The sequence below is a fragment of the Marinobacter sediminum genome, from assembly GCF_023657445.1.
GTDB lineage: Bacteria > Pseudomonadota > Gammaproteobacteria > Pseudomonadales > Oleiphilaceae > Marinobacter > Marinobacter sediminum_A.
The window spans coordinates 2,359,076-2,379,714 of sequence record NZ_JAGTWY010000001.1 but is presented as its reverse complement, the minus strand read 5'-3'; the positions used below and the strand labels follow the sequence as shown (position 1 = coordinate 2,379,714).

Annotated in this window: 21 protein-coding genes; 13 read left to right on the top strand and 8 right to left on the bottom strand. The window is 60.1% G+C overall.

What is annotated here, in order from left to right:
• Positions 1–6: 6 nt before the first annotated feature.
• Positions 7–666 (bottom strand): GntR family transcriptional regulator, encoded by a 660-nt coding sequence (locus KFJ24_RS11370; RefSeq protein ID WP_250831204.1) that lies wholly within the window; start codon positions 664–666, stop codon positions 7–9.
• 250 nt (positions 667–916) lie between these two features.
• Between KFJ24_RS11370 and KFJ24_RS11365 the strand changes: the two genes are divergently transcribed.
• A complete protein-coding gene (locus KFJ24_RS11365) occupies positions 917–2,056 on the top strand; it encodes an alkane 1-monooxygenase (RefSeq protein ID WP_250831203.1) in 1,140 nt (379 codons plus the stop codon).
• Between the two features lie 123 nt (positions 2,057–2,179).
• A complete protein-coding gene (gene gloA, locus KFJ24_RS11360; RefSeq protein WP_250831202.1) occupies positions 2,180–2,728 on the top strand; it encodes a lactoylglutathione lyase in 549 nt (182 codons plus the stop codon).
• Positions 2,729–2,737: 9 nt separating this feature from the next.
• On the opposite strand, the gene KFJ24_RS11355 is transcribed toward gloA, so the two are convergent.
• From KFJ24_RS11355 to atzF, 7 genes are all read right to left on the bottom strand, one after another.
• Positions 2,738–3,691, bottom strand: a complete 954-nt coding sequence (locus tag KFJ24_RS11355) for a DMT family transporter (protein ID WP_250831201.1) — start codon at positions 3,689–3,691, stop codon at positions 2,738–2,740.
• Positions 3,688–4,344, bottom strand: a complete 657-nt coding sequence (locus KFJ24_RS11350) for a LutC/YkgG family protein (protein WP_250831200.1) — start codon at positions 4,342–4,344, stop codon at positions 3,688–3,690. Before KFJ24_RS11350 ends, KFJ24_RS11355 begins: the two co-directional genes overlap by 4 nt.
• On the bottom strand, positions 4,341–5,780 hold the full coding sequence (locus KFJ24_RS11345; RefSeq protein WP_250831199.1) for a LutB/LldF family L-lactate oxidation iron-sulfur protein: 1,440 nt from the start codon (positions 5,778–5,780) through the stop codon (positions 4,341–4,343). Before KFJ24_RS11345 ends, KFJ24_RS11350 begins: the two co-directional genes overlap by 4 nt.
• On the bottom strand, positions 5,777–6,556 hold the full coding sequence (locus KFJ24_RS11340; protein ID WP_250831198.1) for a (Fe-S)-binding protein: 780 nt from the start codon (positions 6,554–6,556) through the stop codon (positions 5,777–5,779). Before KFJ24_RS11340 ends, KFJ24_RS11345 begins: the two co-directional genes overlap by 4 nt.
• A gap of 131 nt (positions 6,557–6,687) precedes the next feature.
• Positions 6,688–6,957 (bottom strand): ComEA family DNA-binding protein, encoded by a 270-nt coding sequence (locus KFJ24_RS11335; RefSeq protein WP_250831197.1) that lies wholly within the window; start codon positions 6,955–6,957, stop codon positions 6,688–6,690.
• A 435-nt stretch (positions 6,958–7,392) separates the two neighbouring features.
• Complete coding sequence (locus KFJ24_RS11330; protein ID WP_250831196.1) at positions 7,393–8,112, bottom strand: GntR family transcriptional regulator; 720 nt, start codon at positions 8,110–8,112, stop codon at positions 7,393–7,395.
• A gap of 7 nt (positions 8,113–8,119) precedes the next feature.
• On the bottom strand, positions 8,120–9,967 hold the full coding sequence (gene atzF, locus KFJ24_RS11325; protein WP_250831195.1) for an allophanate hydrolase: 1,848 nt from the start codon (positions 9,965–9,967) through the stop codon (positions 8,120–8,122).
• 476 nt (positions 9,968–10,443) lie between these two features.
• On the opposite strand from atzF, the gene urtA reads away from it, so the two are divergent.
• The 11 genes from urtA (at position 10,444) to KFJ24_RS11270 (ending at position 20,570) form a co-directional block, all read left to right on the top strand.
• Complete coding sequence (urtA, locus tag KFJ24_RS11320) at positions 10,444–11,751, top strand: urea ABC transporter substrate-binding protein (RefSeq protein ID WP_250831194.1); 1,308 nt, start codon at positions 10,444–10,446, stop codon at positions 11,749–11,751.
• A gap of 95 nt (positions 11,752–11,846) precedes the next feature.
• Complete coding sequence (gene urtB / locus KFJ24_RS11315) at positions 11,847–13,457, top strand: urea ABC transporter permease subunit UrtB (protein ID WP_250831193.1); 1,611 nt, start codon at positions 11,847–11,849, stop codon at positions 13,455–13,457.
• A gap of 3 nt (positions 13,458–13,460) precedes the next feature.
• Positions 13,461–14,585 carry an urea ABC transporter permease subunit UrtC gene (gene urtC, locus KFJ24_RS11310; RefSeq protein WP_250831192.1) on the top strand — a complete coding sequence of 375 codons (1,125 nt, stop codon included), beginning with the start codon at positions 13,461–13,463 and terminating at the stop codon, positions 14,583–14,585.
• Positions 14,582–15,406 (top strand): urea ABC transporter ATP-binding protein UrtD, encoded by an 825-nt coding sequence (gene urtD / locus KFJ24_RS11305; protein ID WP_250831191.1) that lies wholly within the window; start codon positions 14,582–14,584, stop codon positions 15,404–15,406. The genes urtC and urtD overlap by 4 nt, the downstream gene beginning before the upstream one ends.
• On the top strand, positions 15,406–16,104 hold the full coding sequence (gene urtE, locus KFJ24_RS11300; RefSeq protein WP_250831190.1) for an urea ABC transporter ATP-binding subunit UrtE: 699 nt from the start codon (positions 15,406–15,408) through the stop codon (positions 16,102–16,104). Before urtD ends, urtE begins: the two co-directional genes overlap by 1 nt.
• Entirely contained in the window at positions 16,101–16,997 is an 897-nt protein-coding gene (locus tag KFJ24_RS11295; RefSeq protein WP_250831189.1) for an urease accessory protein UreD, read from the top strand. Before urtE ends, KFJ24_RS11295 begins: the two co-directional genes overlap by 4 nt.
• A gap of 29 nt (positions 16,998–17,026) precedes the next feature.
• On the top strand, positions 17,027–17,329 hold the full coding sequence (gene ureA / locus KFJ24_RS11290; protein WP_070964506.1) for an urease subunit gamma: 303 nt from the start codon (positions 17,027–17,029) through the stop codon (positions 17,327–17,329).
• 10 nt (positions 17,330–17,339) lie between these two features.
• The gene (locus tag KFJ24_RS11285; RefSeq protein WP_250831188.1) at positions 17,340–17,657 is read left to right on the top strand and encodes an urease subunit beta; all 318 of its coding nucleotides are present in this window, start codon (positions 17,340–17,342) and stop codon (positions 17,655–17,657) included.
• Positions 17,654–19,357 carry an urease subunit alpha gene (ureC, locus tag KFJ24_RS11280; protein WP_250831187.1) on the top strand — a complete coding sequence of 568 codons (1,704 nt, stop codon included), beginning with the start codon at positions 17,654–17,656 and terminating at the stop codon, positions 19,355–19,357. Before KFJ24_RS11285 ends, ureC begins: the two co-directional genes overlap by 4 nt.
• A gap of 9 nt (positions 19,358–19,366) precedes the next feature.
• Positions 19,367–19,885 carry an urease accessory protein UreE gene (gene ureE / locus KFJ24_RS11275; protein WP_250831186.1) on the top strand — a complete coding sequence of 173 codons (519 nt, stop codon included), beginning with the start codon at positions 19,367–19,369 and terminating at the stop codon, positions 19,883–19,885.
• Positions 19,875–20,570, top strand: a complete 696-nt coding sequence (locus KFJ24_RS11270; RefSeq protein ID WP_250832623.1) for an urease accessory protein UreF — start codon at positions 19,875–19,877, stop codon at positions 20,568–20,570. Before ureE ends, KFJ24_RS11270 begins: the two co-directional genes overlap by 11 nt.
• The last annotated feature ends 69 nt before the right edge of the window (positions 20,571–20,639 follow it).

The window sequence follows — 20,639 nt, the reverse complement described above, 5'->3', positions numbered from 1 at the left end:
CATTCGTCATGATGCCAGGGCTTGCTGAATCAGCGCTTTCTGATGTTCTGCAAAGTCCCGGATCAGTGTCTGAGCTTTTGCGGTATCCCGTGCCAGAACCGCCTGGGGCAAGTGGGCAAAGAACTGGGTGGTCTGGTTCAGACCCTGGCGGTACCGGTCGGCGCTCAGGTAATAGGCCCGGCTGACGGCCGGTTTGAAGTTCGACAATGCTTCAGTGAGGTAGGGGTTACCGACGACCTCACAGCAAGCTTCCATCACCCCGAAGCTCGCCTCCACGATAGCCGTGATATCGGCCGACGGTTTTTTCATCTGTTCCATCACCTGGCCAACTGTATCCAGCAGGATCTGCCTGTCCGATTCCTGCCAGCGTTCGCAAAGACGGACGGCAAGCATCATTAACAGATGCATGTAGACGTCGTAGAGCTCGGAGGCATGAGCTGCGTCCAGGCGTGTTGCCGAGGCGCCCTTGCGTGGTGTGATCTCCACCAGATGCCAGCGTTCCAGGGTATACAGGGCTTCTTTCACCGACGCCCGGCTTACCTTCAGCTCCGTTGCGAGCGTGGCTTCCTGAATACGCTCTCCTGGCCGGATCTGTCCGGTCATGATCCGCTCTGCCATGTAGTTGGCAATCTGCTCCGCCAGGGTATTGGGTGCCTGAAAATCCATAAAGGCTCTCTGAACAGGTCGAACAAGCCGGCTGGCCGCAGATGGAATCAGCCCGGCGTCGGAATGTGTGCGAATGAGTCTATCACAGCCTCGCGGACGGTTAGCGACAACGCCTTGACCCGAGAGGCATGCCTGCAGTCGTTACAAATGTTTCTCCCTGTTCTTGACGACTGTTGCATTGTAGGACAATAATGCAAAACAACAGGTGAGCAGTTTTTCACCAGAACCGGGAATTCACGGAGAGGTCTTTATGAGCGCCAGCCAGATGTCCGTCAATCGGGAGGCCACCCGGAGAAGGGTCCTGTTGACCCTGAAAAAGTACAGCTACCTCATCGCCATGCTCCCGTTAGTTCTGCCACCCTTGTTGCTGGCAGCGGGGCACGCCATGGATCTGGTGAACCTGTTCTCCTGGGGCGTTCCGGTGGTGGTTTTCGGTATCATTCCGGTACTGGACATGCTTCTGGGCAAAGATGCGCTGAATCCCGATGAAAGCACGGACGTAACACGGATGAACGGTGAGATGTTCTATCGGGTTATCACACTCGGCTGGGTTGCGGGCTTTGCGGCATTGCTGGTCTGGAGCATGCTGGAGCTGGCATCGGGCACGTTTAACCTGGTGGGTGGCATCGGCTGGATCCTGTCCATCGGCATCGTCGGTGGACTGGGAATCAACGTTGCCCATGAACTGATCCACAAGGACGCCAAGCTGGAAACCCGCGTCGGTGGCTTTCTGTTGTCACTGGTGTGCTACGCCGGTTTCAAGATAGAGCATCTTCGTGGCCACCACGTTCACGTTTCCACCCCGGGAGATGCCTCCTCTTCACGCTACAACCAGTCCCTCTATAACTTCCTGCCCCAGGCCTATGCGCGTAACTTCCTTAACGCCTGGAAACTTGAGGCTCAGCGCCTTGAGCGCAAAGGGGAAAAAGCTTTCAGCTGGCATAACGAACTGATCTGGTGGTACAGCATCAGTGCGCTGGTGGGCATTGCCTTCACCGTCGCCTTTGGCTGGTTAGGTGCCGCCTTCTTCCTGGGCCAGAGCTTCATCGCCTTCACCCTGCTGGAAATCGTTAACTACCTGGAACACTACGGCCTGCACCGTCGCAAACTGGACAACGGCCGCTACGAGCGCACTGCCCCCGAGCACAGCTGGAACAGCAATTACTTCCTCACCAACGTGTTCCTGTTCCACCTCCAGCGCCACAGCGACCACCATGCCTACGCCAAAAAACGTTACCAGGTACTGCGCCACCACGACATCGCCCCGCAGTTGCCCGCAGGCTACGCCGCCATGATCGTCATCGCCATGATCCCGCCACTCTGGAAGCGAATCATGAATCCGAGGGTGGAAGCGTATTACCGGGGTGAGGAGCACCAACTGGCCTCCTGATTAAGAAAGCAGCCAAACACGTTCAGACAGCAGGGGTGTGGGGTCTTCCTTCGCCCCCTTGAAATTCCTTTGAAACGCACGCAGATATAACTACTAAATTCTGCAAAAAAGAAGGGATCAACCATGCCCAAGCATTTCGAGCAGGCCCCCGGCCTATACGAAGACCCTGTTCCCGAAACCGAAGGCTTCGTCTTCAACCAGACCATGATGCGCATTAAAGATCCCGAGCGCTCCATGGATTTTTACAGCCGAGTGATGGGCATGCGCCTGGTTCGCAAACTCGACTTCCCGGAAATGAAGTTCACCCTGTATTTTCTCGGGTATCTGGACGATCGTCAGGCCAACCTGGTCCCGAACGATGAAGCCCATCGCACAACCTTCACGTTCGGCCGCGAAGCCATGCTCGAGCTGACCCACAACTGGGGCACCGAGGCTGATGACGACTTTGCCTACCACAATGGCAACGACGAGCCCCAGGGCTTCGGTCACATCGGTATCGCCGTACCGGACGTTTACACCGCCTGTGAGCGCTTTGAAAAACTCGGTGTGGATTTTGTGAAGAAACCGGACGACGGCAAGATGAAAGGTCTGGCCTTTATCAAGGACCCGGACGGCTACTGGATCGAAATCCTGCAGCCGGACATGATGCAGAAGCAGCGCAAGGATCTCTGATCCCGATGACTACCCGGCATCGGCCTGTGCGCCGGTGCCGGCTTTCCCGCCATAACGCGAAGCCACGATAACGGCAGCCGTCAGAATGAGCGCCCCGGTTATCCCGGTGGGCCCCAGAATTTCCCCCAGAAAGACCCATGCCAGCAAAGCCACAAACAGCGGCTCCAGAGTCACGATGATGCTGGAAAGCGTCGCCGGTGTTGTCCGCATGCCCGAGAAGAAGCTCAAATAACCAATACAGGTGGGCACCACGCCAATGTAAACCACCATCAGCCACTGCTTTATGCCCAGGGTATCAAGCCCCGCAAAGCCGCCGGATAGTGCCACCACAGGGAACAGAATCAGTGCTGCAGTAAAGAAACAGATAAACGCCGTGGTAAATACCGGCGGTCCGGCCGAACTGTAGCGGCTGGTCAGGGTGAACCCGGTGTAAACGACGGCGGCCAGCAGGGCCATGAGAAGGCCTGCCAGGCGCAGACTGCCGGAGGTGTCCATGTCACTGAGCACCAGCATGGCCGTCCCTGCGATGGCAGCAACCAGGGCGATCACAGTGAGCAGGCCGGGCTTTTCGCCCAGCAGTGGCGCCGCGAGGATGGCCACGAGCACGGGCGGGAGGCAAAGGGCGATCAGCGTGGCAATACCGGCACCGGTCAGGTCCACGGCCAGCAGGTAACTGCCCTGATAAAACGCCTGGAACAGCCCGAGCGCCGCCAGTGGAATCAGCGATTTCAAACCAAGGTTGCGAAGAGAACTGCCGGGGACGTTCTTGCCGGGGTTGGCGCGTTCAAGCTGTCGCTGTTCCCGCCGCATCAGCAGCCAGAAGAACGGCAGCGCCACCGACAGGCGCAGCAAGGCCAGGGTAATGGCTTCCAGATCCGTGCTGGCAAACAGGAATTTGGCAACGATCCCCGTGGTCGCCCAGAGCAGGGCTGCCAGGGCGATCAGCAGGGCACCTCGAATCATTCAATAATCAACACAATCAGCTCTTTGGGGCCGTGGACACCGTAGGCCAGAGTCTGCTCAATGTCCGCGGTTTTGGAAGGCCCGGATACTAGCAGCGCATTGGTTGGCATGCCAGCACCCCAGTTCTGGTCGAGCATGGCTTCGTGGAAGGTGGTATAAATTTCCCGGGCGAACAACACCGCCACGTGTATTGGTGGTACCAGGCTCATCAGCCGTGGCTCGTCAGCGGTTGGCCAAAGGATCAGGGACCCGGTTTCGGCAATTCCGCCACGGGTAGAGGTAATGCTCGCGTCCACGTCGTTGAACAGGGCCGTCTGCCAGCTCTCAATGGGCTCGTCGTAGATCAACAGGCTGGGCAGGTCGTCCCGTTCCACCTCCGATCTCAGCTTGAGTCCGATCTCATGCTCTTTCGGCACCAGCAGGTTACGGGCTCCACGTGTGGTGAGCAGTTCCGAGAGCCGGTCAATCCAGTTGTCTTCCGTGCAGCGGTGCACCTCACCATGAACCGACTCAATGGTTTTCTCGAACAGGTCGACCCGCTCCGCAGTGGACCAGTCCGGCCGCTTCAGGACGGAAAAGTCGCATTCCGGAGCGGTCAGTTCGCCCCCGCTGCGATTGCGCAGGCGCTGTAAAATTGTCTCTCTGGAACTCACTGTCCGCGCTCCTTCAGTTTTTCGTGGAGAGTTTTCGGAGCAAGCTTCGGTGCCGTCCGGTACTGGGTCCAGCCACCAATCTGGCCAGGCTGGAGCATACGGAAACGGGCGGCCATGTTGGTGCCGAAGCGATAGGCACCGGGGTGCGCGTGCATCCAGCTCCAGCCTTTCCAGATCATGGCTTCCATCGCGCCGCGCTTGGCACCGTGGCCGGTGACTCTGGCCGGGTGGAGCTTATCGCCGTCAACGGATTCCTGACGCAACCGCACCAGCAAATCCGGAATGGGAATCTTCACCGGGCAGACTTCACCACAGGCGCCACACAGGCTGGAGGCCGTGGGCAAATGCCGGCCTTCATCCAGGCCAATCAGGTGCGGCATCAGAATCTTGCCGATCGGGCCCGGGTAGGTGGTGCCGTAGGTATGGCCGCCCACGCGGGTATACACCGGGCAATGGTTCATGCAGGCGCCACAGCGGATACAGCGCAGGGTGTCCAGCAGCTCATCGTCCTGGTAGATGGAAGAGCGGCCGTTATCCACCAGCACCAGGTGAACTTCTTCCGGGCCGTCCATCTCATCGGCCTTGCGCGGGCCCGAGATCATGTTGAAGTAGGTGGTGATGTGCTGGCCGGTGGCGGAGCGGGTCAGCAGGGCCATCAATGCAGTGACGTCTTCCAGGTTGGGAACGACTTTCTCGATGCCGGTTACGGCAATATGGCAGGGCGGCACCGTGGTGGTCATCCGGCCGTTACCTTCGTTCTCCACCAGGCACAGCGTGCCGGTTTCCGCTACCGCAAAGTTGACGCCGGAAACACCCACGTCGGCGTTCATGAATTTCTCACGAAGCTGCTGGCGGGCGGCGGCGGTCAGGTACTCCACGTCGTGGGACAGGTCAGTACCGGTTTTCTCGTGCATCAGCTCGGAGATTTCACCGGTGTTCTTGTGAATCGCCGGCATGATGATGTGCGACGGTGTTTCTCCGGCCAGCTGCACGATGTATTCGCCAAGGTCCGATTCCAGCGCCTCGATGCCCTGTCCCTCAAGGTAATGGTTCAGCTCCATTTCCTCGGACACCATGGACTTGCCCTTGATCACGCTCTTGGCATCCCGGGCTACGCAGATGTCCCGGACGATCCGACAGGCTTCGTCGCTGTCCAGCGCCCAATGCACCTTGATACCGTTTTCAGTCAGCTTCTCCTCAAGCTGCTCCAGCAAATCCGGCAGGTTGGCCAGGGCCCGCAGGCGGATGTTGGCACCCAGATCCCGCAGTGTCTCCAGGTCCCAGCCTTCAAAGGCGCTCTTGCGCTTGGACATCAACCCGTCCATCGCCTTACGGAAGTTCTGGCGAATCTTCGGGTTGTGAATCGCAGCCTGCGCGCGAGGATGAAATTCCTTTACGTCAATGTGATGGGGCGACTGATGGGCAGTCTCACTCATGACCGTTCCCCCTTCTTAGCGCTGGTGCGTTCCCAAAGGAAACTGAGAATGTGCTGGCCCTCAAGCGGTTTCCGGTTCTTCTCGGCGTAACCGGCAATGTTCATCAGGCAGCCGCAGTCGGTGGTTACGAAATCTTTCGCACCGGTGTCCACAATGGCATCCACCTTTTCGCTCACCATGGCGCCGGAGATCTCCGGATGGCGAATGGCGAAGGTGCCGCCAAAGCCACAGCATTCCTCGGTGCGAACCTGTTCCACCAGATTGACGTTACTGAGCTGCCCCAGCAGTTTGGGACCTACCTCGGCCACGCCCATTTCCCGGCGCGCGGAGCATGAGGTGTGCATAGCCACGGTGGTGGGTTCACCCAGGTCTTCCAGTTTGATGTGGCAGACGTTCAGCAGGAAGTCCGTCAGTTCCCAGACGCGGCCGGCAATTTCGGCGGCTTTGACATCATCGCCGGTATCCTTGAACAGGGCGGGGTAGTGCTTGCGCATCATCCCGCCGCAGGAGCCGGAAGGCACCACAATGGGCCAGTCTTCAGGGAACAGTCCAAGCTGGGCCTTCGCCACCGCCCGGGCCTCATCATGGTAGCCGGAGGTGTATGCCGGCTGTCCGCAGCAGGTCTGGTTCTCGGGAAAGATGACTTCAATGCCCTCCCGCTCCAGTAACTGGATGCCGGCCATGCCTGCATCCGGGTAGAACATGTCTACCAGACAGGTGCCATAGAAATAGACTTTGGAAGGTTTGGGTGGATAAACCTTGATGGGATCAACCATAGTTGCCGCCGCTCGAGCCAATCGGTGTTTTTATGCACCAATAATAGGGTGAGTAGAGAGGCGTTGCCAGCCGACTTTTAGGGTAAATTCCGGAAGAGTGGGCAGCGGCAGGGTGCCGCTGCCGAAAAGGCTTACTTGACGGTCAGGCGGTCGGCGTTTTTCTCGACCGTGCGGTCGCCAATACCTTTTACATTGGTCAGGTCCTGGGGCGCCTGGAACGGGCCATTGGCTTCACGGTAGGCAACGATAGCCTCGGCCTTGCTCTGGCCAATACCGTTCAGATCGGCAAGGGTTACCACGTCGGCCGTATTGATGTTCACGGCAGCCGGCTCGGCATGGGCAAAACCGGTAACCAGGCTGAACAGCAGAACGAGGGTGGCAATAAACGGTGTACGTTTCATGGGAATAACTCCTGATGCTGATATACGTCGTTATGATTGTTTGCCGGGACGCAAAGCAGCCGGAGCGCAGACGTGACACGTTTCAGACATTGGCCTGAACCAGTCGGTCATGGGGCTTTGAGGGGGTGTCGTCGGTTGAGCCCGGAGGTTTCTTGGCGGGTAATCATGGAGTGCACGGAGGGGGGCCACTGTCCCTGTGGCCCCGAATTCCGTGGCTGAACCCCGCCTGATCCTTCAGGCTGCGCATCATCCTGAGCGCTCCATCCTTGCGGTACTTCCCTGTAAGCCCTGGTCCGTCGGGCAACTCCTGATCCGTGGAGTTTCCATCCGTGAGCCAACGTTCCCTGCTGGCTTGTCATCCCTGACGCTTACCATTGTAGCGAGGATGGGATTTGGGAAAACCGGAGAAACGCTCGATAATCTGTGCGATATATCCTACGTGCCCTCGGAGCCGATTGCCTCACCTCGCCGTTGGGCTTCGGCGGCTTCCCGGATTCGCTCCATGGTGATCGCCCGAACCGCCTTCTGGCTAATGCGAATGTGGCGGGTCAGCCGTTCTGCGGCCTCTGCCGGCCGGTCTTTGCGGAGGGCTTCCAGAATGGACGCATGCTGTGCGTAGGTGTCGTCCATTCGGTCGTCACGGGTAAAGTCCAGCCGGCGTATCACCCGTAAGCGGTCTGTGATTTCCCGGTGGATACGCGTCATTTCCCGGTTACCGGCGGCGGCGACCAGGTCGCCATGAAAGCTTTCATCAAGCGCCCTGAGCGTGCTGCCAATTGTCCGTTCCGACGGGTGATCCGGATTCCAGATTGCCGTCAGTGTTCGCAGCACCGGGGGCGGTTCAGACAGGGCGCAAAGCTTCTCGATGGCCGCCTTCTCGATGGTGATCCGCAAGTCGTACAACTCCTCCACCTGGCGAAAATCCAGCGGTTTTACATGCCAGCCACTGCGGAACATAACCTCAACGTAGCCCTCCAGCTGCAGCCGGTACAGTGCTTCCCGAACTGGCGTGCGGCTCGCCTTCAGGCGAGTGGCAACATCGCCCTCGCTGAATTTGTCTCCTGGAATCAGGCGGAACTCGAAGATGTCACTCTTCAGGCTCTCGTAGACCCGGTCGGACACGCTCGCCTTTCTGCGGGAAGGTCTTTTCCCCATGCTACGGTTACTCCGAAGTTGGGGTTTTCACCGTTTTGGAAGCCTCAATGAACGCGCGCCAGCCGCCAAACTCGGTGACGTCCCGGGCAGTGTCCAGAGCGTAGCCTTCGCAAATGAAACCCTTGACCCAGCGGCCATCGGACAGCTCGACGTTGCCGATTCCCAGGGGCGGCGGCACCAGGTCAACAAAGGAGCCGAACGCTTCGGTGGTCATTTCCCAGACCTCAACAATGATTTCCCGGCCTTCACCGGCAGCAACACGCTTCAATCCGGGCTTGGCCGGCTGAGTCCCCGCCAGTGCGTAAAGCCGGTAAACCGGTGTGGTTGTGGTCTGCGCCAGCAAGGTTGCATGACGATCGGTCAGTTGTGGGTTTAGTGGCATACCGCTGAGGTGGGCACCGACCACGGCTACCTGCACCGCCGGTGTGGATGTGCTTGCGCCCGGCTCCTGCTCAGGCCCGGGCTTGCCGGTCGCCCCCAGAGTGGTGGGGTTGGAGTTCAGCCACTGGCAGGCCAGATGCTGAAGCTCTTTGTCTTTCCAGGCACCGGAGATAAGGGTAACGCCGAACGGCAGGCCGTCGTCCCGGAAACCCGCCGGTATGGCCAGGGCACTGAGATCCGCCAGGTTCACAAAGTTGGTGTAGGTGCCCAGTTGGCTGTTCAGGGTTACCGGGTCCAGGTTGACCGCGTCGATGGTGGGCGCAATGGGGGCGGTGGGAACCAGCAAACCATCAAGGTCCGCCAACAGTTCGTCAATCTGGCGTATCAGCTCCTCTTTCCGGTACTGGGCCTTGAAAGTCTCGGTGGCGTTGAACTTGTCAGCGTTCTCAATGATGCCTTTTACCACGGGGTTCATGGCCTCGCTGTGGCTGACCATGAACGACTCGACCGCCGCCATTCGCTCGGCCACCCAGGGCCCCTCATAGAGCAGGGCGGCCAGTTCGAGCATGGGGCTGAAGTCCAGGGGAACCAGCTCCACCTGCAGATTGCGCCACTGGCTGATGGCGGTATTCCAGGCTGCTTCGGCCTGCTGGTCGCCAAACCAGTTCGGGTGGTCCGGAATGGCCAGCCGTTTGACGGGCCCGGCGCGGCGAATGGCCGGGCCATCCAGGGGCAGGCTGCCGGGCAGTTTGCGGGAGAAGGCATCCCCGGCATCGAATCCGGAAAGCACCTCACTCACGGTTCCCGCGTTGTTAACCGTCAGGGCAAAGACAGAGACACAGTCCAGAGAACGGCACGCGGGTACCACGCCCTTGATGCTGAACAGGCCCTTGGTGGGTTTGAGACCAACCAGGTTATTGAGCCCGGCAGGCACGCGACCTGAGCCCGCCGTGTCGGTGCCCAGGGCAAAGGGTACAAGGCCTCGGGCAACCACCGACGCGGAGCCGGAGCTGGAGCCGCCGCTGATGACCTCCGGCTTGAAGCTGTTGGAAACCGCACCATGGGGTGACCGGGTACCCACGAGACCGGTGGCAAACTGGTCGAGATTGGTCTTGCCGATCAGGATGGCCCCGGCCGCCTTCAGCCTGGCAACGGTGGTGGCATCCTCCGGGGGCCGGTAGGCGTATTCCGGGCAGGCAGCGGTGGTGTCGAACCCGATGGCATCAATGTTGTCTTTCACCGCGAACGGAATGCCATACAGTGGAAGTAGGGTCTTGTCCCCATCAACCGCAGCAAGTGTTTTTTCCAGCGCCTGGAGTGCATCGGCAAGACCCGCGGCGTCCAGAACGGAAATCCAGGCGTTGTCTGTTGGGTCGAGATTTTCTAACAGTTCTCCGATCAGGGCTTGTGGGTCCGTGCCCCCTAAGTAGGCGTTCTTCCAGTCTTCAATCGTCCAGCCAGTTGTCGAAACCATGGGGTCACCGTTTGAGTTGTGAACTTGTATACAACTCATTTGGCAAAGGACGTGCCACCCGGGGTAAAACCATACATGTATATAGTTTTCAGTTATTTAACATCTGGCGGGTTCCGCGTATGCAGGGTGCGTGGCGCACCAGTGAGGGGCGTTGGCACCAAAACGGAGATCAGTGATGAGTATGCTACCTAAGCCCGGGGTGAGTGATCCTGGTTTTGGTTTTTGCTCTTAATCTTTTGAAATTATTGCCAAATTTTACCCGCGTAACACAGGGTGCGCACTATAACAGGGCGGGCTTTATCGGGGTGCATGGGTTTTGGTGCGCTGAGATGAAGCAAGAGGGCCAGCAAACCGCCTTGTATTCTAATCAAGTTTCTGAAAATACAAGGAATCCTATAAGGCTGGAACAGCTAATGCAGAGCAGGGGTGCGTTACAGACGATTTGCACAACCTCAAAAACGAAAAAGGATGACGGAATGAGCATCAAAAACCACGTGAAACTTGGCCTCTCTGCACTAGCACTGTCTATCTCTTTTAATTCGGTTGCCGCCGAAGACCCTATCAAGGTGGGCATCCTGCACTCGCTCTCCGGCACCATGGCGATCAGTGAAACCGTTCTGAAAGACACCGTTGAAATGCTGATCGAAAAGCAGAATGCCGCTGGCGGCGTTCTGGGTCGTGAACTGGAAGCCGTTGTGGTTGACCCGGCTTCAGACTGGCCGCTGTTCGCCGAGAAAGCCCGCGAGCTGCTGGCACAGGAAGAGGTAGACGTGATCTTCGGTAACTGGACCTCGGTTTCCCGTAAATCCGTACTGCCGGTGGTGGAAGAGCTGAACGGCCTCCTGTTTTACCCGGTACAGTACGAGGGTGAGGAATCCTCCGAGAACGTCTTCTACACTGGCGCTGCGCCCAACCAGCAGGCGATTCCTGCGGTTAACTACCTGATGAACAACATCGGCGTAGAGCGCTGGGTTCTGGCCGGTACCGACTACGTGTACCCGCGTACCACCAACAAAATCCTTGAGACCTACCTGATGGATATGGGTGTGGCCAAGGAAGACATCATGATCAACTACACGCCTTTCGGACATTCCGACTGGCAGAACATCGTGTCTGACATCAAGAGCTTCGGCTCTGCCGGCAAGAAAACGGCCGTGGTTTCTACCATCAACGGCGATGCCAACGTGCCTTTCTACCGCGAGCTTGGTAACCAGGGCATTGATGCCGCTGACATCCCGGTTGTTGCCTTCTCCGTGGGTGAGCAGGAGCTTTCCGGTATCGACACTGGCCCGCTGGTTGGTCACCTGGCCGCCTGGAACTACTTCATGAGCGTAGACAGCGACGTCAACTACGACTTCATCGATCAGTGGATTGAGCATACTGGCGACGAAGAAGCCGTAACCAACGACCCGATGGAAGCGCACTACATTGGTTTCAACATGTGGGTTCAAGCGGTCGAGAAAGCCGGAACCACAGAAGTTGATGCGGTTAAAGACGCCATCATTGGTGTTACCGTCCCCAACCTGACCGGTGGCTACTCCGCCATGATGCCTAACCACCACATCACCAAGCCTGTGCTGATTGGCGAAATCCAGGACAACGGCCAGTTCTCCGTCGTCTGGGAAACCTCTGGCCTGGTTGCCGGCGATGCATGGTCTGACTTCCTGCCCGGTTCACGGGACCTGATTGCAGACTGGCGCAAGCCGATGTTCTGCGGCACCTTCAACGTCAAGACCGGCAAGTGTGGCGCGTCTGCAGGCGAGATGGCTGCTGAATCGAACTAAAAGCAGAAATAAGACAGTAAGACCGTCAGTCCGGTGGCATTTTTGCTGCCGGGCTGACGCCTCCGCAACACGCTTTCAACTGACAGGACACCATCATGGGCATCATCCGATCGCTCACGCTTCTGTTTTTCGCCCTGGTTCTGGCCATACCGACTGCCGCCACGGCACAGAGTGACGTCCAGGGAACAGATCAGGGACAGACACTGCTGATTAACCTGGCAGATGCGCCCGCCAGCAAAGTGGAAGAAGCCATAAAAGCTATTGTCAGCAGCGGTGACGAACGTGCCCGGAACTGGCTTGAAGCCTATGGTGCCAACCGTCTGAGCCGTATCAAAGACACCGGCCAGGTGGTCATCGTATTGAACAACCGGGGCAGGGACTGGGAAATTGCCAACCCGCTGACCGGAGAGAACATGGGTGAAATGTCCCGCCGTGAGCTGGACAGAGTCGCCATCAACAACCGAATTCGCGGCCAGCTTGAGGGCATCCTTGCCATGCTGGACCTGAACGCCGCCGACCCTGATCTGCGTGAAGCTTCCGCACAGGACATGATGGGCAAGGTGGATGCCGCACTTGTAGAACCCCTCGAAGCCCAGCTTGAAACCGAAGAAAACGCCGATGTTCGCGACCGCATTCAGGCCGCCCTGGCGATCTATCGGGTGGGTGAGGGCAATGTGGAGGCCGTCGATGTTCTGGCCGGCAGCCTGCATCCCCGGGCTCGTGCCGCATTGAATGAGGCGGCGCGCAGCGATGACCCCGCACTCGTGGCCGCCGCCAACGAGGCGCTGAAATCGATAGAACAGAAACTGAAAATAAACAGCGCGGCCGAGACCCTGTACTTCGGCCTCAGCCTCGGCTCCGTGCTGGTACTGGCCGCCATCGGCCTGGCCATCACCTTTGGCGTGATGGGCGTGATCAACATGGCCCACGGCGAGCTGATCATGCTGGGTGCCTACACCACCTGGGGCATGCAGCAGCTGTTACCGGGCCAGCCCGGACTGGCCCTGATCCTGTCGATACCAGCCGGCTTCATGGTGGCTGCCACCGCCGGTATCATCATCGAACGCAGCGTTATCCAGCACCTGAAGGGCCGTCCCCTTGAAACCCTGCTGGCTACCTTCGGCATCAGCCTGATCCTGCAGCAGCTGGTGCGTACCGTGATTTCCCCCCAGAACCGCACCGTGGTCACCCCGGAGTGGATGAGTGGCTCGGTGGTCATTAACGACGCCCTGTCGCTCACGCTCAATCGGCTTTATGTACTGGCGTTCGCATTGGTGGTGTTTGCCGCCCTGATGCTGATCATGCGCAAAACCCGGCTCGGCCTGGAAGTGCGTGCCGTCACCCAGAATCGCAACATGGCCCGCTCCATGGGCATCCGCGCCACGAGGGTCGACATCATGACCTTCGCACTGGGCTCCGGCGTCGCCGGTCTGGCCGGTGTGGCGCTGTCCCAGCTCACTAACGTGGGCCCGAACCTGGGCCAGAACTACATCATCGATTCCTTCATGGTGGTGGTGTTCGGTGGCGTCGGTAACCTCTGGGGTACGCTTATCGCTGGCCTTTCACTCGGCACCATCAACCAGCTGCTAGAACCCTGGGCCGGCGCGGTACTGGCGAAGATTATTGTTCTGGTCTTCATCATCCTGTTCATCCAGAAACGGCCGAAGGGGCTCTTCCCCCAGAAAGGCCGGGCGGCGGAGGGTTAAGCTATGTGGTTAACGCGACCTCTTCGTGAACGTTCAACCCAAACCTTTCTGGGTGTGCTGTTTGCTGCCCTGATTGTGGTTACCTTCCTGCATCTGGCGATGCCAGAGGACAGTGCGTTTTACGTCAGTTCCTACACCGTCACCCTGATGGGTAAATACCTGTGCTACGCCCTGCTGGCGGTAGCCGTGGATCTGGTGTGGGGCTATCTGGGCATTCTGAGCCTGGGTCACGGAGCCTTCTTCGCACTCGGCGGCTACGCCATGGGCATGTACCTGATGCGCCAGATCGGCGACCGGGGCGTGTATGGCGATCCTGTGCTGCCGGACTTCATGGTGTTCCTGAACTGGGACACCCTGCCATGGTTCTGGCATGGCTTCGACATGGCCTGGTTTGCCTTCGTTATGGTGCTGCTGGCGCCCGGGCTGCTGGCGCTGGTGTTCGGCTTCCTCGCGTTTCGTTCGCGGGTCACCGGGGTGTACCTCTCCATCATCACCCAGGCGCTCACTTTCGCCCTGATGCTGGCCTTCTTCCGCAACGAGATGGGCTTTGGCGGCAACAACGGCCTGACCGATTTCCGCGACATTCTGGGCTTTAACCTGCGCACCGATGCCACAAGGCTGGGGCTGTTCATTGCCTCCGGTATTGCGCTGGCGATTGGCTACGTCGTCTGCCGTGGCATCGTTGCCAGCAAACTGGGCCGGTTGAGCATCGCTTGCCGGGATGCCGAAGCTCGCACCCGCTTCCTGGGTTACCGGGTCGACCGGGTGCAGCTGTTCGTATTCGTGGTGTCCGCCATGCTCGCCGGTGTGGCCGGTGCACTCTATGTGCCCCAGGTTGGCATCATCAACCCCAGCGAATTCTCGCCGTTGTTCTCCATTGAGATTGTTGTGTGGGTAGCTCTCGGTGGGCGAGCTACACTGTATGGAGCGGTGATTGGCGCCATCCTGGTGAACTACGCCAAGACCGTGTTCACCGGCGTCATGCCGGATGCGTGGTTGTTCGCCCTAGGCGGCCTGTTTGTGCTCGTAACCGTGTTCCTGCCGAAAGGCATCGCCGGCTTGTTGTTCAGGAAAAAGAAAGCCGACGATTCCAACAACCCACCCGCCGAGCAGGAGGCCACGGCATGAGCTTCATTCAGGAACTGACTGACCGGGAACACGTCTTCGAGTTTCTTACCCAGGTGCAGTCGCCGGTGGACGTGCGCCACGGCCCGATCCTGTACCTGGAAGACGTAAACGTGAGTTTTGACGGCTTCAAGGCCATCAACAACCTCAACCTCACCATTGATGACGGCGAGCTGCGTTGCATTATCGGCCCCAACGGCGCGGGCAAGACCACGATGATGGACATCATCACCGGCAAAACCCGGCCAGACACCGGCTCGGTGTGGTTCGGCAGCCGCCACAACCTGCTCACCATGAACGAGCCGGACATTGCCTCCCTCGGCATTGGCCGCAAATTCCAGAAACCCACGGTGTTCGAAGCCCTCACCGTGTTCGAAAACCTGGAACTGGCCATGGCGACAGACAAGCGGGTATTGCCCACGCTCACCGCCATCATGACGCCGGAATACCGGGATCGAATCGACGAGGTGCTGGAAATGATCGGCCTTGAGGCACTGCGTGACCGCCTGGCCGGCATCCTCTCCCACGGCCAGAAACAGTGGCTGGAAATCGGCATGCTGCTGATGCAGAAACCCCGCCTGCTGCTGGTGGACGAGCCCGTGGCCGGCATGACCGAACAGGAAATGGAACGCACCGCCGAACTGCTCACCAGCCTCGCGGGCAAACAGTCCGTGGTGGTGGTGGAACACGACATGGGCTTTGTGCGCTCCATCGCCCGCAAAGTCACCGTGCTGCACCAGGGCAGTGTGCTGGCGGAAGGCTCCATGGATCAGGTCTCCAACGACCCGGAAGTGATCAAGGTCTATCTCGGGGAGGAGGCGTGATGCTGAAGATCGACAAACTCAACCAGTATTACGGCGAAAGCCACACCCTCTGGGACCTGGAACTGAATGTGCCCCAGGGCCAGTGTACCTGTGTGATGGGCCGCAACGGCGTGGGCAAGACCACCCTGATGAAATGCGTGATGGGTGAGGAAACCGTGAAAAGCGGCTCCATCCTGTTCGCCGGGGACGTGGAACTCACCAGGAAAAAAATCGAAGACCGCTCCCGCCTGGGCATCGGTTACGTGCCCCAGGGCCGGCAGATCTTCCCGCTGCTGACCGTGGAAGAAAACCTGCGCACTGGCCTGGCCGTGCGCAAGGACGGCAGCAAGAAAATTCCCGAGCGGGTGTACGAGCTGTTCCCGGTATTGAAGGAAATGCGCAATCGCCGGGGCGGCGACCTCTCCGGTGGCCAGCAACAGCAGCTCGCCATTGGCCGGGCGCTGGTGATCGAGCCGCGCCTGCTGATCCTCGATGAGCCGGGCGAGGGCATCCAGCCCAACATCGTCGCCCAGATTGGCGAGGTTATCCGCAGGCTGATTGAGGAAGACGGCCTCACCGTGTTGCTGGTGGAACAGAAGCTTCCGTTCGCCCGCAAATACGCCGACCGCTTCGCCATCCTCGACCGTGGCCGCCGCGTGGCCGAAGACGAAATCGCCGGGCTCACCGATGAACTCATCAAGAAGCACCTGACGGTATGACGGTCTATCAGCAAATTGAAGCCGCGAACGACTCCGGCCACCGCTTCGACGAAGGCCGGCGCTGGGCCGCGTCCATCTCGCTGGGCTTCGACGCCCGGCCCGATGGCGACAAGACCGCCACCCGTATGACCCACGTTCGCCACCAGGGCCCGCTGCGAGTGCAGCGCCCGTTTTATCCGGAAGGGCGCAACGGCTGCTGCCACGTGTACCTGCTGCACCCGCCGGGCGGACTGGTGAGCGGCGATGCCCTGAGCATCGACGCCCGGGTAGGCGAGGGCGCTCACACCCTGCTGACCACACCTGCGGCTGCCAAACTCTACAAGGCCGACAGCCACGGCGTGGCCTGGGGCCAGCACACCCGTTTGCAGGTCGCCAGCGGCGGAACTCTCGAATACCTGCCCCAGGAAACCCTCGCCTTCGACGGCTCCCGGGGCGAACAAAGCACCACCATCGAACTGGAAACCGGCGCCAGATGCATCGGCTGGGAAATCCTCGCCCTCGGCCGACCGGCCAGCAAACTGCCGTTCGTCTCCGGCCACCTGGAACAGCGTTTCAGACTGCTGATGGACGGCCGCCCCCTGTGGCTGGAACGCCAGCCCATGGATCCGAACCACCCCCGGTTCAAAGGCCACTGGGGCCAGGGCGGCGCCACCGTCCAGGCCACCCTGTGGGTGGTTGGCCTGGAAGACGAAGCCGCCGCCATTGAAGAACTCCGGGAAACCCTGCCTGCCAGCCACCGCTGGGCCGTTACCCGCCGCCGTGGCGTGGTGCTGCTGCGCTATCTGGGGCAGGAAAGAAACGAAGCCTGGGCGTTATGCCAGCAAGCCTGGGAACTGATCCGACCAAGACTCACCGGCCAGCCTGCCAGCGTTCCCCGAATCTGGCTGACCTGAACAATATACGAATTGCGGAGCGAACAACGATGGAATTAACGCCCAGAGACAAAGACAAACTGCTGCTGTTCACAGCCGCCCTGCTGGCCGAACGGCGCAAAGCCAAAGGCCTGAAGCTCAACTACCCCGAAGCCGTAGCCCTGATCAGTGCCGAAATCATGGAAGGCGCCCGGGAAGGCCGCACCGTGGCGGAACTCATGACCGCCGGCACCGAAATCCTCACCCGCGACGACGTGATGGATGGCATCGCCGAAATGGTCGACGAAGTGCAGGTAGAGGCAACGTTCCCCGATGGAACGAAACTCGTCACCGTTCACAATCCCATTGTTTGAGGAGCGCGCCATGATCCCCGGTGAATACGATTTGAAAGACGGCGACGTCGAACTCTGCGCAGGCCGTGAACGCATCACCATCGAAGTTGCCAACACCGGCGACCGCCCGGTCCAGGTTGGCTCCCATTACCATTTCGCGGAAACCAACCCGGCACTGGATTTTGATCGGGCCAGGGCCCGGGGCTACCGCCTCGACGTCGCCGCAGGCAGCGCGATCCGCTTCGAACCCGGCCAAAGCCGCGAAGTCACCCTGATTCCCTTCGCCGGTGGCCGCGAGATTTACGGTTTCCGCCAGGAAGTCATGGGCAAACTGGAGGGCCAGAAATGAAAATCACCAGACAAGCCTATGCCGAGATGTACGGCCCAACCACCGGCGACCGGGTAAGACTCGGCGACACCGACCTGTGGATTGAAGTGGAAAGCGACGCCGCCCACTATGGCGACGAAGTAAAATTCGGCGGTGGCAAAGTCATCAGAGATGGCATGGGCCAGAGCCAGCACGCCGACGACAGCGTGATGGACACCGTCATCACCAACGCCCTGATCCTCGACTGGTGGGGCATCGTCAAAGCCGACGTTGGCATCCAGAAAGGCCGCATCGCCGCCATCGGCAAAGCGGGCAACCCGGATACCCAGCCAGACGTCACTATCGTCATCGGCCCCGGCACCGAAATCATTGCCGGTGAGGGCAAGATCCTCACCGCCGGCGGCATCGATGCCCACATCCACTTCATCTGCCCGCAGCAGATCGAAGAAGCCCTCATGAGCGGCGTAACCACCATGCTTGGTGGCGGCACCGGCCCTGCTACCGGCACCAACGCCACCACCTGCACCCCGGGTGCCTGGCACATCGGAAAAATGCTGCAGGCCGTGGATTCCATGCCCATGAACATCGGCTTCCTCGGCAAAGGCAACGCCTCCCTGCCGGAATCCCTCGAACTGCAACTCAAAGCCGGCGCCATGGGCCTGAAACTGCACGAAGACTGGGGCACCACCCCGGCCTCCATCGACAACTGCCTCACCGTGGCAGACAAGTACGACGTACAGGTGGCCATCCACACCGACACCCTGAACGAATCCGGCTTCGTGGAAGACACCCTCGCCGCGTTCAAAGAGCGCTGCATCCACACCTACCACACCGAGGGTGCGGGCGGCGGCCATGCGCCGGACATCATCACCGCCTGCTCCAAGTCCTACGTGCTGCCGTCCTCCACCAACCCGACGCGGCCCTACACCGTGAACACCATCGACGAACACCTGGACATGCTGATGGTGTGCCACCACCTGGACCCGAACATCCCGGAAGACGTCGCCTTTGCCGACTCCCGCATCCGCCGCGAGACCATCGCCGCGGAAGACATCCTCCACGACCTGGGCGTGATCTCCATGATCGCCTCCGATTCCCAGGCCATGGGCCGGGTGGGCGAAGTGGTATGCCGTACCTGGCAGACCGCCCACAAAATGAAACAGCAGCGGGGCCTGCTGCCGGAAGACGAAGAGCTGGGTGCCGACAACCTGCGGGCCAAGCGTTACATCGCCAAGTACACCATCAACCCCGCCATCACCCACGGCATCGCGCACGAAGTGGGCTCGGTGGAAGTGGGCAAGCTGGCGGACCTGGTGCTGTGGAGCCCCGCCTTCTTCGGCGTGAAACCGGCCACCATCCTCAAGGGCGGCATGATTGCAGCCGCACCCATGGGTGATGCCAACGCCTCCATACCCACTCCACAGCCAGTGCACTACCGCCCCATGTTCGGCGCCTTCGGCAAAGCCGCCAGTGCCACCCGCCTGAGCTTTGTCAGCCAGGCCGCCCTTGATGCCGGCATAGGCAAGGTACTCGGCCTCGACAGCCCGCTTTCCGCCTGCAAAGGCGTGCGCGACGTACGCAAGAGCGACCTGAAACTTAACGACGCCTGCCCGCACATCACCGTAGACCCGCAAACCTACGAAGTGCACGCAGACGGCGAACTGCTAACCTGTGAACCAGCTACCGAATTGCCGCTGGCCCAGCGTTATCATCTGTTCTAGGAGACCGACATGCTTGAACTTACCCAACGGGTCGGACCAGTAGATACATCCGAAATCCACGACCACCTCACGCTGCCGTTCGAGCTGCGCATGCGCGGCCGCCTGCGCGCCAAAACCGACACCGGTTACGACGTCGGCCTGTTCCTCGACCGTGGCCCCGTGCTGCGCGAAGGCGCCTTCCTGCAGGCAGAAACCGGCGAGATCATCCGCATCCGCGCCGCCGACGAGCCGGTAGTAACCGCTCACATCGAGCCGGGCCTTGCCATGGCGCGGCTGTGCTATCACCTCGGCAACCGCCACGTGTCCCTCGCCATTGGCAGTGACGACAAGGCGAAGGGTGGCCCTGTCGATGGGAAAACGGCCTGGGTGCGCTTCCCGCCAGACCACGTTCTGGAAGAACTGGCCGAACACCTCGGCGCCACCCTGGAACACCACCGTGCCCCGTTTGACCCCGAGCCGGGTGCCTACGCACAAACTGGCCATTCCCACGGAAAGGGCCACCACCATGACCACCCTCATGCTCACTGACAGCAGCCAGACCGCGGTGGGCGATTTCGCACTGCTTGGGCTGCTGCAACTGGTCAGCCCCGCGCTGCCCATCGGCGCCTTTGCCTGGTCCCAGGGCCTGGAAAGCGCCTTTGAGCTGGGCTGGGTGAACAATGAGGAGGAGCTGGGCGAGTGGCTGGAAGGCGTACTGGAAGACGGCCTCACCCGCTGCGAATTGCCCTTGCTGGCACGGGTGCAGCAGGCATGGGCCGACCGTGACGCCAGCGTGATCGCCGAATGGAACGACTGGCTGCACGCCACCCGGGAAACCGCCGAACTGACCGACGAAGACATCCGCCTGGGCGCGGCTCTGGTACGCCTCCTCGGCAGCCTGGAACTGTTGCCGGACGACGGCCTGCTGCCGGAAAGCCCCGGCTATGTGACCCTGTTTGCCTGGGCCGCTCATATGCGCCGGGTGCCGGCACGGCAAACACTGCTCGGCTTCGCCTGGGCCTGGCTGGAAAACCAGCTCGCCGTCGCCTGCAAGGCCATGCCCCTGGGCCACACCGCCGCCCAGCGCCTGACCGAGCGCCTGCGCCCAAAACTGGTGATGGCCGTGGATAACGCCCTGCAGAAAGAAGACGACGAACTCGGCCCGGTATTGCCGGGCCTGGCGCTCGGCAGTGCCTTACACGAAACCCAGTATTCACGGCTTTTTAGAAGCTAGGAAGCCACTCCGATGGCCAGACAGGTGAGTAGCAAGAGCTTTTTGAAAATGTGCGGAGCCATGGATGGC

Coding starts and splice junctions, on each gene's coding strand:
- KFJ24_RS11345 (WP_250831199.1), bottom strand. CDS start 5,780: ATGAGTGAGACTGCCCATCAGTCGCCCCATCACATTGACGTAAAGGAA.
- KFJ24_RS11335 (WP_250831197.1), bottom strand. CDS start 6,957: ATGAAACGTACACCGTTTATTGCCACCCTCGTTCTGCTGTTCAGCCTG.
- KFJ24_RS11295 (WP_250831189.1), top strand. CDS start 16,101: ATGACGGTCTATCAGCAAATTGAAGCCGCGAACGACTCCGGCCACCGC.
- urtD (WP_250831191.1), top strand. CDS start 14,582: ATGAGCTTCATTCAGGAACTGACTGACCGGGAACACGTCTTCGAGTTT.
- KFJ24_RS11365 (WP_250831203.1), top strand. CDS start 917: ATGAGCGCCAGCCAGATGTCCGTCAATCGGGAGGCCACCCGGAGAAGG.
- urtC (WP_250831192.1), top strand. CDS start 13,461: ATGTGGTTAACGCGACCTCTTCGTGAACGTTCAACCCAAACCTTTCTG.
- urtB (WP_250831193.1), top strand. CDS start 11,847: ATGGGCATCATCCGATCGCTCACGCTTCTGTTTTTCGCCCTGGTTCTG.
- urtE (WP_250831190.1), top strand. CDS start 15,406: ATGCTGAAGATCGACAAACTCAACCAGTATTACGGCGAAAGCCACACC.
- ureA (WP_070964506.1), top strand. CDS start 17,027: ATGGAATTAACGCCCAGAGACAAAGACAAACTGCTGCTGTTCACAGCC.
- KFJ24_RS11270 (WP_250832623.1), top strand. CDS start 19,875: ATGCTCACTGACAGCAGCCAGACCGCGGTGGGCGATTTCGCACTGCTT.
- KFJ24_RS11370 (WP_250831204.1), bottom strand. CDS start 666: ATGGATTTTCAGGCACCCAATACCCTGGCGGAGCAGATTGCCAACTAC.
- KFJ24_RS11355 (WP_250831201.1), bottom strand. CDS start 3,691: ATGATTCGAGGTGCCCTGCTGATCGCCCTGGCAGCCCTGCTCTGGGCG.
- ureE (WP_250831186.1), top strand. CDS start 19,367: ATGCTTGAACTTACCCAACGGGTCGGACCAGTAGATACATCCGAAATC.
- KFJ24_RS11330 (WP_250831196.1), bottom strand. CDS start 8,112: ATGGGGAAAAGACCTTCCCGCAGAAAGGCGAGCGTGTCCGACCGGGTC.
- ureC (WP_250831187.1), top strand. CDS start 17,654: ATGAAAATCACCAGACAAGCCTATGCCGAGATGTACGGCCCAACCACC.
- KFJ24_RS11340 (WP_250831198.1), bottom strand. CDS start 6,556: ATGGTTGATCCCATCAAGGTTTATCCACCCAAACCTTCCAAAGTCTAT.
- gloA (WP_250831202.1), top strand. CDS start 2,180: ATGCCCAAGCATTTCGAGCAGGCCCCCGGCCTATACGAAGACCCTGTT.
- atzF (WP_250831195.1), bottom strand. CDS start 9,967: ATGGTTTCGACAACTGGCTGGACGATTGAAGACTGGAAGAACGCCTAC.
- KFJ24_RS11285 (WP_250831188.1), top strand. CDS start 17,340: ATGATCCCCGGTGAATACGATTTGAAAGACGGCGACGTCGAACTCTGC.
- urtA (WP_250831194.1), top strand. CDS start 10,444: ATGAGCATCAAAAACCACGTGAAACTTGGCCTCTCTGCACTAGCACTG.